This window comes from Bradyrhizobium sp. LB11.1, from assembly GCF_040549385.1.
In the GTDB taxonomy this organism is placed as follows: Bacteria; Pseudomonadota; Alphaproteobacteria; order Rhizobiales; family Xanthobacteraceae; genus Bradyrhizobium.
Window position 1 is genome coordinate 608,207 of the sequence record NZ_JBEPTH010000001.1, and the last position, 14,550, is coordinate 622,756.

General features: G+C 64.4%; 15 protein-coding genes and 1 tRNA gene. 11 read left to right on the forward strand and 5 right to left on the reverse strand.

What is annotated here, in order from left to right:
• Window positions 1–35 precede the first annotated feature (35 nt).
• Together ABIA96_RS02755 and ABIA96_RS02760 are read left to right on the forward strand one after the other, a co-directional pair.
• Entirely contained in the window at window positions 36–1,010 is a 975-nt protein-coding gene (locus tag ABIA96_RS02755) for a LysR family transcriptional regulator (protein WP_354135472.1), read from the forward strand.
• A 376-nt stretch (window positions 1,011–1,386) separates the two neighbouring features.
• Window positions 1,387–3,765, forward strand: coding sequence for a TonB-dependent receptor (locus ABIA96_RS02760; RefSeq protein ID WP_354135473.1), 2,379 nt, complete (start codon window positions 1,387–1,389; stop codon window positions 3,763–3,765).
• A 61-nt stretch (window positions 3,766–3,826) separates the two neighbouring features.
• Here the strand turns inward: ABIA96_RS02760 and ABIA96_RS02765 are convergent, their stop codons facing one another.
• The 4 genes from ABIA96_RS02765 to ABIA96_RS02780 form a co-directional block, all read right to left on the reverse strand.
• Window positions 3,827–4,036: a hypothetical protein gene (locus ABIA96_RS02765; RefSeq protein WP_354135474.1), complete on the reverse strand. Its 210-nt coding sequence runs from the start codon at window positions 4,034–4,036 to the stop codon at window positions 3,827–3,829.
• Window positions 4,037–4,173: 137 nt separating this feature from the next.
• A complete protein-coding gene (locus tag ABIA96_RS02770) occupies window positions 4,174–4,593 on the reverse strand; it encodes a DUF4118 domain-containing protein (protein WP_354135475.1) in 420 nt (139 codons plus the stop codon).
• A 138-nt stretch (window positions 4,594–4,731) separates the two neighbouring features.
• The gene (locus ABIA96_RS02775) at window positions 4,732–5,931 is read right to left on the reverse strand and encodes an MFS transporter (protein ID WP_354135476.1); all 1,200 of its coding nucleotides are present in this window, start codon (window positions 5,929–5,931) and stop codon (window positions 4,732–4,734) included.
• Between the two features lie 67 nt (window positions 5,932–5,998).
• Window positions 5,999–6,553: a TetR/AcrR family transcriptional regulator gene (locus tag ABIA96_RS02780; RefSeq protein ID WP_354135477.1), complete on the reverse strand. Its 555-nt coding sequence runs from the start codon at window positions 6,551–6,553 to the stop codon at window positions 5,999–6,001.
• Window positions 6,554–7,147: 594 nt separating this feature from the next.
• On the opposite strand from ABIA96_RS02780, the gene ABIA96_RS02785 reads away from it, so the two are divergent.
• From ABIA96_RS02785 to ABIA96_RS02795, 3 genes are all read left to right on the forward strand, one after another.
• A complete protein-coding gene (locus ABIA96_RS02785) occupies window positions 7,148–7,372 on the forward strand; it encodes a hypothetical protein (RefSeq protein WP_354135478.1) in 225 nt (74 codons plus the stop codon).
• 205 nt (window positions 7,373–7,577) lie between these two features.
• Window positions 7,578–7,904, forward strand: coding sequence for a hypothetical protein (locus tag ABIA96_RS02790; protein WP_354135479.1), 327 nt, complete (start codon window positions 7,578–7,580; stop codon window positions 7,902–7,904).
• A 179-nt stretch (window positions 7,905–8,083) separates the two neighbouring features.
• A complete protein-coding gene (locus tag ABIA96_RS02795) occupies window positions 8,084–8,380 on the forward strand; it encodes a hypothetical protein (RefSeq protein WP_354135480.1) in 297 nt (98 codons plus the stop codon).
• Window positions 8,381–8,636: 256 nt separating this feature from the next.
• Here ABIA96_RS02795 and ABIA96_RS02800 read toward each other — a convergent pair.
• Window positions 8,637–8,713 (reverse strand) — tRNA-Pro (locus ABIA96_RS02800).
• A gap of 68 nt (window positions 8,714–8,781) precedes the next feature.
• Here ABIA96_RS02800 and ABIA96_RS02805 point away from each other — a divergent pair.
• The 6 genes from ABIA96_RS02805 (at window position 8,782) to ABIA96_RS02830 (ending at window position 14,514) form a co-directional block, all read left to right on the forward strand.
• Window positions 8,782–9,771, forward strand: a complete 990-nt coding sequence (locus tag ABIA96_RS02805) for an L-threonylcarbamoyladenylate synthase (protein WP_354135481.1) — start codon at window positions 8,782–8,784, stop codon at window positions 9,769–9,771.
• A gap of 23 nt (window positions 9,772–9,794) precedes the next feature.
• On the forward strand, window positions 9,795–11,222 hold the full coding sequence (locus ABIA96_RS02810; RefSeq protein WP_354135711.1) for an FAD-binding oxidoreductase: 1,428 nt from the start codon (window positions 9,795–9,797) through the stop codon (window positions 11,220–11,222).
• Window positions 11,219–11,650, forward strand: a complete 432-nt coding sequence (locus tag ABIA96_RS02815) for a GNAT family acetyltransferase (protein ID WP_354135482.1) — start codon at window positions 11,219–11,221, stop codon at window positions 11,648–11,650. Before ABIA96_RS02810 ends, ABIA96_RS02815 begins: the two co-directional genes overlap by 4 nt.
• Window positions 11,651–11,669: 19 nt before the next feature.
• On the forward strand, window positions 11,670–12,251 hold the full coding sequence (locus tag ABIA96_RS02820; RefSeq protein ID WP_354135483.1) for an NUDIX hydrolase: 582 nt from the start codon (window positions 11,670–11,672) through the stop codon (window positions 12,249–12,251).
• 103 nt (window positions 12,252–12,354) lie between these two features.
• Window positions 12,355–13,284, forward strand: a complete 930-nt coding sequence (locus ABIA96_RS02825; protein WP_354135484.1) for a glycine reductase — start codon at window positions 12,355–12,357, stop codon at window positions 13,282–13,284.
• 36 nt (window positions 13,285–13,320) lie between these two features.
• Window positions 13,321–14,514 (forward strand): CaiB/BaiF CoA transferase family protein, encoded by a 1,194-nt coding sequence (locus ABIA96_RS02830; RefSeq protein ID WP_354135485.1) that lies wholly within the window; start codon window positions 13,321–13,323, stop codon window positions 14,512–14,514.
• Window positions 14,515–14,550: the final 36 nt, after the last annotated feature.

The following is a 14,550-nucleotide window of genomic DNA, read 5'->3' on the forward strand; positions in this document are numbered from 1 at the left end:
CAGGGCCGGCTTAATAAGGAAAATTTCTATTCATAATGAGTGCCAAAGAATTTTCTTATAATGGCCCCGGCCATGCGACCCAGCTCCGGCATCTGACGATCCGGCAGTTGCGCTCGCTTGCGGCGCTTTCGGCCAGGGGCAGCGTCACCGCGGCCTCGACCCAGCTCGGGCTGACCCAACCGGCCGTGACGCAGCAGTTGCGGCAGCTCCAGGACCTCGCCGGCCTGCCTCTGGTGCAGCGGACCGGCGACGGCATGCTACTGACGGAGGCTGGCCGGGAGGTGCTGACGCTCGCCGAGCGCGTCGAAGCCGCGATCACGGATTGCCAGGGCGCACTCGACCTGCTTGCGGGCAGGACCGGTGGCACGGTGCATCTCGGCGCGGTCTCAACCGCGAAATATTTCGTGCCCCACGCGATCGCGGCATTTTCCAAGCGCTCACCGAAGGTCGAGATCAAGCTGACGATCGGCAACCGCGAGGAGATCCGCGAGGCCATGCACGGTTACGAACTCGATTTCGCCGTGATGGGTCGGCCGCCGGCCGACGTCAGCGTCGATGTGCGCCAGCTCGGGCGCAATCCGCACATCATCGTCGCGCGCAAGGGACACTGGCTGGAGAAGGATTCAGGCCTCAACCTGACCGACCTCGTGCACGAGACCTTCCTCACCCGCGAGCCCGGATCTGGCACGCGCACGCTGATGGAGGGGATGTTCCAGAAGTCCGATCTCGAGCCGATCATCGGCATGGAGATGAGCAGCAACGAGACCATCAAGCAGGCGGTGATCGCAGGCCTCGGCATCGCCTTCATCTCGGCCCACACGGTGGCGCATGAACTCACCGAAGGCCGCCTCATCGTACTCGACGTCGCGGGCCTGCCGATCATCCGGCAATGGTATGTGATCCGCCGCAGCGACAAAGTGCTGCTGCCGCCGGCGCAGGCGATGTTTGACTTCCTCGGCTCGGAGGGAGCGAACTATCTGCCGGACGTGCCCGACTTCGGCACGCGCTAGCGCCGCCGGTGCTTAGCCCATCAGCTTCATCGCGACCGTCGCCGCCAGAATGACGATGATCTGGAGGAGGCGCTCTGTCGTGAAGATGCGGTTCAAAATAGTCATCGCGCGCCCCCGGCCGTCGTGAAGGAGATCCAAGCGTGTTGCTAGCACGCGCGGGCCGCGGGGCAACTCCGTAGTCGTCACGGGTCCTGCTCGCGACCGGATCGCCGGAACCCAAAACGTTTCGAACGATTCAAATCTGATGTCCCGGAATTGCTGAACGCCCAACGTGTTCATGCACGCAGTGACTTCGCGTGCACGGATGCGTCTTGCCCAGCATCCGGCCGCATCCTTGGGGAATTCGGGCGAGCTTTGAAGTGCAAGGGAGGGCGCGATGAACCGCATCGCAGCCAACGGAGAACTATTGTCTCGTGCTGGCCAAGTTTCCAGTCGCAAGGTCGCCGGCAGAGTGCTGGCCGCATTGATGGCTTCAGGCGCATTCTTCGCCAGTCCACAGGCCCTCGCGCAGTCGGCGCCGGGCGCAACGCTTCCACCCGTCAATGTCACGGCCCCCGAGGCGCAGCGCCGCTCCAATTCGTCCACGGCGTCGCGCCGGTCGGGCAGCACAAGGTCGCGCCGGACACAGACGGCGCGGCGACCGGAGGCGCTTCCCGAGCCAAAACCGTTCGCGCAATCGCAGGATGCGCGCACCGGCACGGTCGGCTATTTCACCAACAGCACCTCCGTTGCCACCAAGAGCAACACGCCAATCGTCAACATCCCGCAATCGCTGGCCATCATCACCCACGAGCAGATCCGCGACCAGAACTACCAGGGCCTGACCGACGTCACCCGCTACGTGCCGAGCGTCGCCGTCCACCAGGGCGAGGGCAATCGCGACGAACTCGTCATCCGCGGCGTCGATTCCAGCGCGAATTTCTTCGTCAATGGCTTTCGCGACGACGTCCAGTATTTCCGTGACATGTACAACGCCCAGAGCATCGAGGTGCTGAAGGGCCCGAGCGCGATCACATTCGGCCGCGGCGCCGGCGGCGGCCTGCTCAACCGCACGCTCAAGGAGGCCGACGGCACCCGCGTCTACGAGGCGACCGCGCAGACGGGATCGTGGGGCGACCGCCGCGTCACGCTCGATGCAGGCCAGGCTATCAACGAGAACGTCGCGGCGCGGCTGAACGTGTTTTACGAGGGCAGCGATGCTTTCCGCGACTTCAACCATCTCGAACGCTACGGCATCAACCCGACCGTTACGCTGAAGCCCGACGATTTCACCAAGGTCAAGCTGTCCTACGAATATTACCACGACGGCCGCACCGCCGATCGCGGCAATCCCTCGCAGAGCCTTTCCGGCGGCGTCACGCGGTTCAATCCGACGACGCCGTTTGCGCCGAACGGCAATTTCCAGACCTTCTTCGGCAGCCCGAGCCTCAACACCGCGCAGGCAACTGTGCAGACCGGCATGGCGATCATCGAGCACGATTTCCAGAACGGCTTGACGGTGCGCAACGGCACCATCGCGGCCGACTACCAGAAGTTCTATCAGAACGTCTATCCGGTGGGCGGCGCCCTCGCCGGCGCGGTCAATGCGGCCGACACCGCGGTCAATCTCGGCGCCTATCAGCATACGACCAACCGCGACAATGTCTTCAACCAGACCGATTTCACCTACAAGGGCTGGACCGGTCCGATCGCGCACACCGTCGGCTTCGGCACCGAGTTCGGCCGCCAGACCGGCGCCGACATCCGTAACACCGGCGTCTTCCCGAACGGCACCAATACCATCGTGCAGAACCCGTTCGCGCCGACCTATTTCGGGCCGGTCAACTTCGTCCATCACTTCACAGCCGTGAATGCCGACGGCGTCACCACACCGGACTCCAACAGCAAATACGGGTTGAACATCGAGTCCGGCTATCTGCGCGACACCATCGAATTCTCGCGCGCGCTGCAACTCATCGTGGGCACCCGGTTCGACCGGTTCGAGATGTCGGCGGTGGACATGAACACCAACATCAGCCGCAACCGCACTGACAATCTGGTGTCGCCGCAGGCGGCTCTGATCGTCAAACCGATCGAGAGCATGTCGATCTATACCGCCTACAGCGTCTCCTACTTACCCGCTTCCGGCGATCAGTTCTCGTCATTGACAGACGGCACGCTGATCCTGCAGCCGCAGAAGTTCGCGAACACCGAGGTCGGGATGAAGTGGAACATCAACCCGAAGCTCCTGTTCTCGACGGCCATCTACAATCTCAACCGCACCAATCAGCCAATTGCCGACGGCAACAACCCCGGCTTCTTCTTCGCGTCCGGAGCCACGCTGACACGCGGCTTCGAGGCGAGCCTCGTCGGCTACGTCACCGACCAATGGCAGTCCTCGCTCGGCTATGCCTATACGGATGCGAAGATCACCAGTGCGACATCGGCGACCGTCGTGCCGGGCAACCGGGTGCAGCTGGTGCCGTACAATCAGTTCGCATGGTGGAACAAGTACCAGTTCACGCCGATGTGGGCGGCGGCGCTCGGTATCATCTATTTCGGTGATTCCTTTGCCTCGTCCGACGATACGGTGCGGCTGCCAAGCTTTGTGCGCTTCGATGCCGGCGTCTACGTCACGATCGATGCCAATTGGCGCGCGCAACTGACGATCGAGAACATCTTCAACCGCGGCTATTGGGCCTCCGCCGACGGCAACAATAACATCTCACCGGGCCAGGGGCGCACGGTGAGGGTGCAGGCGAGTTACAGGTTCTGACCTTCTATCGCGGAGAACGTCAGCGGTCTCGTCGCTGACGTTCGCGTCGGATGGTTAACGCTTAGGCAGCAAGCGGCGTGGCGTAATCCGCACGGACAGCAAAATAGGCTTCCAGCTCCGACAGCGCGCGGGCTTCCCACTCGCTGGCCTGCTCAAGCAGCGACCAGCGCTGGCGCGGCCGAAACGCCGCGGTCTGGCGATAGAGCGATGCGATGCCGCGGTAGCGGCGCACGTTCTCAAAGATGGCGTGCCCGTTGATCTGGCCGTTCATGTCGAAAACTCCCTCATAGTCCCGCGGGAGAAATTGCGGCCAAATCTTTTTTGAAAAGTTAGCGGCGCGATCCAACCGCGCGGATGGTTGCCGGACTGTTGCGCGCGTGCAACGCGCACGCTCGGCGCAAGCCCCGTTTATTGCGAATTCGTTGCTGCGCTCTCGCCGGACGACTTCAATCCGCCGCGACTGACGATGGTCGTGGCCTTGCGGCAGAGGTCGGCGAGGCCGATCAGAAGCACCGCGAGCAGGAAGAACAGGTTGATGGAATCGGCGTCGGCAGTGGTCAACGGGCCTACTTCGAAGAATGGCGGCATGAACGCCCACCACACCAGCGGAATGGTGAGCAGTGCGGCGAACACCGCCGCCGGTGCGCCTGCGACAATGCCGAGCACGAACAGGCTGGGCAGGAACGCCGCAAAATAAAGCTTCGCGCCGAAGGCGACGCAGGCGCCTTGGAGCGCAGCTGATGCCGCGACGACGACAAATCCGAGCAGAAACGCCTGCCACGACCATGGCCGTACTCGCGGTACGCCATACAGTTCCGCACGCCTCATAAGGCCTCCCCCCGCCGCCATTAACCAGGCCGCTTGCGACCAAAGTACTACAGCTGCAGGGAATCCGCGAGGTGGAAATTGCACCCTTCGGGCCCCTCACCGAGGCTTGGTAAACTGCCACGGCACACAATCGTACCTTTATTCGGTTGCCGCATAGACCAGGCTCGCGATGGGCAGCGCAAGGCCAATGGCCGAGGCCAGCGTCCAGCCGCCTTGCGCGAACGCCCAGGTCCCGAGCGCGGATCCGGCCGCACCGGCCGCGAAGAACGTCGCCATATAGAGCCCGTTGAGGCGGCTGCGGTGCTCGTGCCCGAGCACAAAGATGGCGCGAAAGCCGAGGACGACATTGCCCTGCACGCCGAAATCGATCGCGATCGCCGCCACAACCAGGCAGGCGAGGTTGAGCATCGATCCAGCCCCGCCGACATGCGTCACCAGGAAGCCCAGCGTGACGAACAGCATCGAAGCGATCGTGGCGATGCGGCTATGGCCGCGATCGGCGAGCCGGCCTGCGATCGGCGCCGCGAACACGCCGGACACGCCGGCGAGCGCGAACAGCGCGATGCCGCTCTGGGCGAAGCCGAATTGGCTGGCAAGCTGAAGCGGCACCACCGTCCAGAACAGCGTGAAGGCGCCGAACAGGCCGGCCTGGTAGAGCGCGCGGCGCCGCAGCAGCGGCGTGGTGCGCACCAGATGCGGCATCGAGAGCAGCAGTTCGCCGTAATGCATCCGTGCAACCGGCTTGCGCTTCGGCAGCGTGAGACGCAGCACGATCGCGAGTACGATCATCAACGCCGCCGAGCAGAAGAAAACCGCATGCCACGACAGCGCCGCGGTGACGAGGCTCGACACCGGCCGCGCCAGCATGATGCCGAGCATCAATCCGGTCGAGACGTTGCCGACGACACGGCCGCGAATGGCCTCCGGCGCAAGATGCGCGGCATAGGGAATGATGATCTGCACCGCGACCGAGCCGAGGCCGATGAACAGTGCCGCGATCAGGAATGGCAGCGCATGGGTCGCAAACGCGGCCGCCAGCAGCGCCGCCGCACCAAGCGTGATGACGGTGCAGATCAGCGTGCGGTTCTCGACGAGATCGCCGAGCGGCACGATGAACAGCAAGCCGGTGCCATAGCCGACCTGCGTCATGGTCACGATCAGGCCGGCGGCTGCGTGCGAGAGACCGAGCGCGGCGCTGATCGGGGCGATCAGCGGCTGGGCGTAGTAGATGTTGGCGGCGACCATGCCACAGGCCGCGGCAAGCACGAAGGTCAGTCGTTGCGACACGGCATCCGGCCCGGGTGCGGGTGCGGCGTCGATCGTGGCATTCATCGTCATTCCAAACTCTCCGACACGTCATCGTCTCCAGATATAGGAAACGATCATTTCCTAATTTGACAAGAATTCAGGCAAGCAGTTTCATCGCGACGCCGACCAGGCGCTCGCCGTCGAGCGGCAGGCGCGCCTTGCCGACGACGCGCAGGCCTTGCGTCAGGCAGATCATCAGCCGCGCGGTATCATCGGCTTCGACATGGTCCGGGATCGAGCCATCGGCCCGCCCCTCACGAATGAGGCCGGCGATGAAGCTCTCGTTGGTCTTGAGCTGCGCCGTAACGCGCGCACGCATCACCGGATCGACTGCCGACAGCTCGACCGCACTGCCGACCACCATGCAGCCGCGGCGCCCCTCGGGGCCCTGGGAGTGCTCGACATAGGACAGCAGCACGTTGCACAGCTTTTCGCGGCCGTTCGCGCCGCGCGCGGCCGCACTGCGGGTCTGCTTGCCCCGTACCGCGGCGTAGCGCTCAAAGGCGGCGAGGAACACGGCATGCTTGTCGCGAAACGCCTTGTAGACGCTGCCGGTGGCAAGCCGCATGGCCGCCGTGAGGTCCCCGATCGAGGTGGCATGATAACCGCGCTCGCAAAACACCCGGATCGCGCCGTCCAGTGCGGTATCCATGTCAAACTCCCGGGGACGGCCGGGAGGCTGGGCGGCAGGCTGGGATTGGCGAGCGGCTTTTTGCATTGCGGGATAATAGGGAACGATTGTTTCCGAATCAAGACACGGGTTGTGATTGATGGGAAAGCTGACTGGCATGGCGGCACTGTCAGACCCGTCATCCTGAGGTGCGAGTGGCGCGATGCATGGCATCGCGCCGGGAGCCTCGAAGGATGAACGGCCCCGATGCAGCCGGGCCGTCGCCCTTCGAGGCTCGCCGAAGAGGCGAGCACCTCAGGATGACGGGGATAGATGAGTGCTTGCCGGAAGACTCTGGATTGCTTCGCTGCGCTCGCAATGACGGAGTATGAGGCAGTAGGTTCGCTCTTCCGGTTCGCGTTTGAATCGCAGACACACCTTCGCGCCCTCGCGGCTCCCGTCATGCGGAAAAGGCTGACGACAAATTGTAATGTTGCGGTCTTCCACGCCGTGCAGGCACGGAACTTTCGTTGCCAATCTGCAACGGTTCCCAACGATCTAAGACCGGACAAAAGAAACGCCCATTGCGGCCACGAACCCTGCTCACAACACCGTGAGACTATCAGGGGATCGACGATGCGTGCACAACGTGTGTGGAACGTGAATGGAGCCGCCAGCATCGGGCAGCTTCAGTCCAAATTGGACGATTTGAATAAACGACTGAACCAGCTCGAGAGCCAGCATCCCGAGAGCTGGAGGGTCGACGAGCTGAAATCGAGCGCGCTCGGCCTGTCGCGGGAGATCGACGACATCCGCTGCGCCGAGGCGACGGCGGCGCTGCGGGAATTGCTGCGGAAATAGTCGGACTTCAACGGTTCGTAGGTGGCCAGGGAACCAACGCGGGTGCCCCGCCATTTCCATGGGAGAGCATGGAGCAAAATCATGACCAGGCACCTGACGCGAACCCATCTCGCGCGCGGTGTGGCCGGCGCGGTTTCCACGCTGGTCCTGTGTGCAACGATGGCTTTCACCATCGCGCACCACTTCGCGTTGTGAGGAAATTCGCATGACGTCCGATCCCGAGGAGTCGGTGAGGCTGCAAGGTTTTGGCGAGATGACGCTGCGCACGGCGATCACGACGGTGATGCTGCTTGCAGCACGCGAACGCGCGGACACCGCGATCTTCCGCATCCGTGACGGCGTGCGTCTGGCGAAAAGCGAGATCGCCGACCTCGCGTCAGAGTGGGGCATCGCGCCGGCGGCTGAAATCAGGTCGCCAAAACTTGTGCCCGACCCGCATTGGCCGGACATCGTTCGTGGCATGGTGCGCGAAGCGCCACTGCCGTCGCTGATGGTGGCGTTTCTGCTGGGCGTGCTGGTAACGCGCAGATGATGGTGCGCGTTCGCCAGGACGCGTTCACGTGAATGGACCACGGTGTGCCGAGACGCACCGAGGAAACCCTTGTTGCTCGCGAAATCGCGACCGTTCCGCAAGGAACGCGTGGAGGCAGCTGGGATTGGTCCGAGGCAGCAGGGATTGGTCCCCTGTCGAACCGAAACATGGAGACAACCATGACACGTATGAAACTTGTGAGCACGGCCGCACTAATGGCCACGATCTTGCCGCTCGCGATTGCAAGCCCCAGCCTCGCCGCGGGACGCGGTCCAGGCGCGTGCACCCCTCCGAGCGGACAGGCTGTCGGCGCCGCCGGACCAGCCATGAACGGCGGACAGTTGATGGCCGGCGTGGGCCAATGCGGTCGCATCGGCGCTTGGCATCGCACCAACACCTACGGCTATCAGCGGCCCGGTTATGGATATGACGAGCCCCGCTGGGGCGCACCGGCCTACGCACCCTACGAGTACTGATACCCTATACCGCAAGGTCACAGCGGCGCGGTCAATCTCGGCCGCGCCGTTCGCGTTAAATGAACACTGTAGGATGGGTAGAGCGGAGGTAATCCTCTGACTCACCGAGCAGCGCCAGAGCCATGCCGCTGCAACAAGCCGCCCTGCCCGGCCAAATCGGCCGTGGACCCGCCCTCAAAATCGTTGCAAAAAGGCGCTCCCGAGGCCTCGGCGGCCGGTCCGCCAAGCCTCTGGAAAACGTCAACTTTTGGAAGAATGGTCGGAGTGGCAGGATTCGAACCTGCGACCCCTGCGTCCCGAACGCAGTGCTCTACCGGGCTGAGCCACACTCCGACAAGAGGCCGGCTTATAGCGTCGGGTTTGACGCACCGCAAGCGGCCGAGCTGAGGAATTTTGTCCCTGTGAAAACGGGTCTTGAAACGTCGATTTTGCCGGCTGGCGCGGCCGGCGCGGAAGCCGCCGCCCGGATTTTGGCCGCGGGTGGGCTGGTGGCGTTCCCGACCGAGACGGTCTACGGGCTCGGCGCGGACGCGGCGAACGCGACCGCGATCGCCCATCTCTACGCCGCCAAGGGCCGCCCGGCCTTCAATCCGCTGATTGCCCATGTTGCCGACCTCGCCGCCGCGCGGCGGATCGGGCGGTTCGATGCGCGTGCCTTGAGGCTTGCCGAGGCGTTCTGGCCGGGGCCGCTGACGCTGGTGGTATCGAAAACGGACGATTGCCCGGTGGCGGAGCTTGCCACCGCCGGCCTCGACACCGTCGCGATCCGCATTCCCGCCCATCCCGTGGCGGAAGCGATCCTGCGTGCCTTTGGCGGCGCCGTGGTGGCGCCATCCGCCAACATTTCGGGCCACGTCTCGCCGACGCTGGCGGCACATGTGGAGAGCGACCTTGCGGGGCGGATCGACCTGATCGTCGACGGCGGGCCGGTCGCGGTTGGCGTCGAATCGACCATTGTCGGCTGCTTCGAGGCGCCGATGCTGCTGCGGCCGGGCGGACTGTCGCGCGAACGGATCGAGGCCGTGCTCGGCGTGCCCCTGGCGCGGCCTCTGGTGGAGACCGGGAGCGACGATAACCAACCGCTGGCGCCGGGCATGCTGGCCTCGCATTACGCGCCGCGCGCGGCCGTGCGGCTCAACGTGCGGGATGTCGCGCCGGGCGAAGCGCTGCTGGCGTTCGGGCCTGTGCCCCTGCCCGGCCAGGAAGCCGCCGCTGCTGTCATGAATTTGTCGCCCACGGCCGATCTCGATGAAGCCGCTGCCAATCTGTTCGGCTATCTTCGCGCTCTTGATGCGAAGAGCCCGCGGGCGATCGCCGTGATGGCGATCCCCGAACAAGATCTGGGCGAAGCGATCAACGACCGGCTGCGGCGCGCGGCAGTTGCGCGCTAGAAAGCGGAATGAAAGAAGACGACATGAACATCAATCAATCCGCCACCCCGCCGCTTGCGCCCGAGCTGATCGAACAATTTCGCAAGATCGTCGGCGACAAGCACGCCATCACCGATGCGGCCGACATCCAGGCTTACGTCACCGAGGAGCGCAATCTGTTTCACGGCCGCTCGCCGCTGGTGCTGCGCCCGGGCTCGACGGCGGAAGTGTCCGATATCTGCAAGCTCGCTTCCGCGCAAAAGATCGCGCTGGTGCCGCAGGGCGGCAACACCGGGCTCGTCGGCGGACAGACGCCGCACAATGGCGAGGTGGTGGTGTCGCTGCGGCGCCTGGACAAGATCCGCGAGGTCGACACCGCCTCCAACACAATGACCTGCGAGGCCGGCGTGGTGCTGCAAATCGCGCAGCAGACGGCAGCCGACGTGGACCGGCTGTTTCCGCTGTCGCTCGGTGCGGAAGGAAGCTGCACCATCGGTGGCAATCTCTCGACCAATGCCGGCGGAACTGCCGCGCTCGCCTATGGCGTCGCGCGCGAGATGGCGCTTGGCCTGGAAGTAGTGCTCGCCGACGGGCGCGTGCTCAACGTGCTATCGAAGCTGAAGAAGGACAATACGGGCTACAATCTGCACAATCTCTTCATCGGCGCGGAAGGCACACTCGGCATCATCACCGCGGCGACGTTGAAACTGTTTCCGAAGCCGCGGGCGATCGAGACCGCTTATGTCGGGCTGAAGTCGCCAACGGCGGCGCTGAAGCTGCTCACGATCGCGCAGAGCGAGGCCGCGAACGCACTGACGAGCTTCGAGCTGCTCTCTGAGATGGCCGTCGATTTTTCGGTCCGCCACGGCATCGACGTGCGCGATCCGCTCGCAGAGAAGCATCCCTGGTACGTGCTGATGGAATTGTCCTCTCCCGGCGACGACGCCCGCACGCCGCTGGAGACGATCCTGGCCCGCGCCATGGAAGAGGAGATCGTCGACGACGCCGTCATCGCGGCCAACCTCACCCAGCGCAACGGCTTCTGGAAGCTGCGAGAGGAGATGTCGTCGGCGCAGAAGCCCGAAGGCGGCTCGATCAAGCACGACATCTCCGTTCCCGTGGCCGCCGTGCCCGCCTTCATCGAGGAGGCCAACGCCGCCGTGGTGAAGCTGATCCCCGGCGCGCGGCCGGTGCCGTTCGGCCACCTCGGCGACGGCAATCTGCACTACAATGTCAGCCAGCCGATCGGCGCCAACACCGCGGATTATCTGGCGCGCTGGCACGAGATGAACGCTGTTGTATTCGAGATCGTGCTGCGCATGGGGGGCTCGATCTCGGCCGAGCACGGCATCGGCGTGCTGAAACGCGATGAGCTGCCTGACGTCAAGGACAAGACCGCGATCGAGCTGATGCGCGCGATCAAGGCGATGCTCGATCCGCACGGCATCATGAATCCGGGGAAGGTGCTGTGAGCGCGCTTACGATCGACGCCATCAATGACGCCGACGTCGAAAATGTCGTGGCGCTGTGGCAGCGCTGCGGCCTGACGCGGCCGTGGAACGATCCGCATGCCGACATTGCACTTGCGCGTCGGCGCGACAATTCGACGGTGCTGGTCGGCCGCGATGGTGGCGCGATCGTCGCGACCGTCATGGTCGGCCATGACGGTCATCGCGGCTGGGTCTATTACGTTGCGGTCGATCCGGATGGACGCAAGCGCGGCTATGGCCGGGCGATCATGGCGGCGGGCGAAGACTGGCTGCGCGCCGCCGGCATCGCAAAACTTCAGCTGCTGGTTCGCCGCGAGAATGCGCCGGCCAATGCGTTCTACCAGTCGCTCGGCTTCGAAGAATCGACCTCGGTGATGTTCCAGAAATGGCTCGACGGCCGCCAGTCGTAATCATATCCGGAAGACAGTCATGACCATTTCCGACCGCGTCCGCATCAAGGACGTCCACGTGCTCTCGGACGGCTGGACCACGCTGAAGACCACCACGTTCGAGTATCGCCGCGCGAGTGGCGAATGGCAGACGCAACACCGCGAAACCTATGAGCGCGACAACGCCGCCGCCATCCTGCCCTACAATCGCGCACGGCGCAGCGTGATCCTGGTGCGCCAGTTCCGCCTGCCGGCCTTCATCCGCGGCTACGACGATCTCCTGATCGAAGCCGCCGCCGGCGTGCTGGACGATGCCTCTCCCGAGGTGCGCATCCGCGCCGAGGCCGAAGAGGAAACCGGCTATCGCCTGCACGACGTCCACAAGGTGTTCGAGGCCTTCATGAGCCCCGGTGCCATCACGGAAAAACTGCATTTCTTCGTCGCTGAATACGAGCCCGAAATGCGGGTCAGCGCCGGCGGCGGCCTCGAGCATGAGGGCGAGGACATCGAGGTGCTGGAGCTCGGCATCGACGATGCCCTGGCGATGATCGCCGACGGAGGGATCATCGACGCCAAGGCGATCATGCTGCTGCAATACGCGGCGCTGCATATTTTCAGGTAGCCCCGCCAGGGCGGCAATTCTGACCTGCGCAGCCGTGGCGCCTGTTGAGCAAACCGCCGACTATCTCTAGTCTGGCCCTAATTGAGAACCAGGAGACGCGCCCATGTCCGCTTCGCGCGACGACGAATTCGGCTTTGCGCCCGACTACGATTCCCCCGTCCCCTATATGCAGCGCACGCGGGATTATTACACCGCGATCGGCTACACCACGGCCTATCGCTGGGCGCATTACACCGAGGCGCCGCTTCAGAAGCTAAGGAAGCCGCTTTCGCAATCGCGCGTCACGATCATCACGACCGCTGCGCCGTACGATCCGAGCAAGGGCGACCAGGGGCCGGGTGCGGCCTATAACGGCGGCGCGAAATTCTATCAGGTCTATGACGGCGATACGTCGCAGCCAAACGATCTGCGCATCTCGCATATCGGCTACGACCGCAAGCACACTTCGGCGACCGACAACGGCACCTGGTTTCCGCTGCCCCAGCTGTTGAAGGCGCAAGCAGCAGGCCGCATCGGCGAGGTCGCGCCACGCTTCTTCGGCGCGCCGACCAACCGCAGCCATCGCGTCACGCTCGACACCGATGCGCCGGAGATTCTGGCGCGCTGCATTGCCGACAAGGTCGACGTCGCCGTGCTGGTGCCGAACTGCCCGGTATGTCATCAGACCACGGCACTGGTGGCGCGCCATCTCGAGGCCAACGGCATTCCGACCGTGGTGATGGGCTGCGCCAAGGACATCATCGAGCACGCCGCCGTGCCGCGCTTCCTGTTCTCGGACTTTCCGCTCGGCAATTCCGCCGGCAAGCCGCATGACGTCGCCTCGCAGGCGCAGACGCTCGAGCTGGCGCTGCGGTTGCTGGAGACCGCGAGCGGCGCGCAGACCACGATGCAGTCGCCGCTGCGCTGGAGCGAGGACGCGTCGTGGAAGCTCGACTACAACAATGTCGCACAGCTTTCGCCGGAAGAGCTGGCACGCCGCCGCGCCGAATTCGACAAGCAGAAGGAGATCGCGCGCGGCAATCGCGCCGCCTGACGTCCTCCGCCAAACAAAACAACAAGGGAGAGCGACGTGACGCGACCGTTCGAGGGCGTGAAGATTCTGGACTTCACGCAAGTGCTGGCCGGCCCCTATGCGAGCTACCAGCTCGCGCTGCTGGGCGCTGATGTCATCAAGGTCGAGCGGCGCGAGGGCGAGGACATGCGCCGCACGCCGCTCAGCCGTGAATGGGCCGAGCGCGGGCTGGCGCCGGCGTTCCAGGCCATCAACGGCAACAAGCGCAGCCTGACGCTCGATCTGCAAAAGCCCGATGCGATCGCGATCGTGAAGAAGCTCGCCGCGACCGTCGACGTCGTCATGGAGAATTTCCGCCCGGGCGTGATGGACAAGCTCGGCATCGGCTATGAGGCCTTGTCGGCGATCAATCCCAAGCTGATCTATTGCGCGGTGTCGGGTTTTGGCCAGACCGGCCCCGACCGCCTGCGGCCCGGCTATGACGGCAAGATGCAGGCGCTCTCGGGCATCATGGCGATCACCGGGCATCCGGAAACAGGGCCGACGCGCGCGGGCTTTGCGGTGTGCGACGTGCTCTCGGGCGCGACAGCTGCGTTCGGCGTGTCGAGCGCGCTCTACCAGCGCGACCGCACCGGCAAAGGCCAGCTCATTGACGTCTCCATGCTGGAGGCGACGATGGCGTTTCTGTCCGGCCAGATCGCGGACTGGTCGGTCGCCGGCCATCGCCAGCAGCTTTCAGGTAACCAGGCGGTGAGCCGTCGGACCACCGCGAATTTGTTTCGATGCGGCGACGGCCACATCCTGCTCGCCGTCAACAACGAAAAACAATACCGCGCGCTGATGTCCGCGCTCGACCGCGAGGATGCGCTGTCCGATCCGCGCTTCGCCGACTGGTTTTCCCGCAATGAGAATGAGCCCGCCCTGCGCGCCATCATCGAGGAGGCGCTCGCGGCGAAACCGGCACGCGAATGGGAGACGATTCTGGAGGACGCAGGCGCGCCCTGCGCCAGCATCTGGAAGGTCGAGGAGGTCATCGATCATCCGCAGATCAAGGCGCGCGGCGCAATCCAGGAGCTGGATACGCCCTACGGCCGCCTGCGCTTTGCCGGGAGTGGATTCAAGCTCGCCCATGGCGGCGGCAAGCTCGATCGCATGGCGCCGGAGCTTGGCGCGGATACGGATGCGGTGCTGAGCGAGCTGGGGTTCGATAAGGCGGAGATCGCGGCGTTAAGGGCAAAGGAGATCGTCTAAAACTCCGCTGCCGTAGGGTGGGCAATGGCGCAGCGC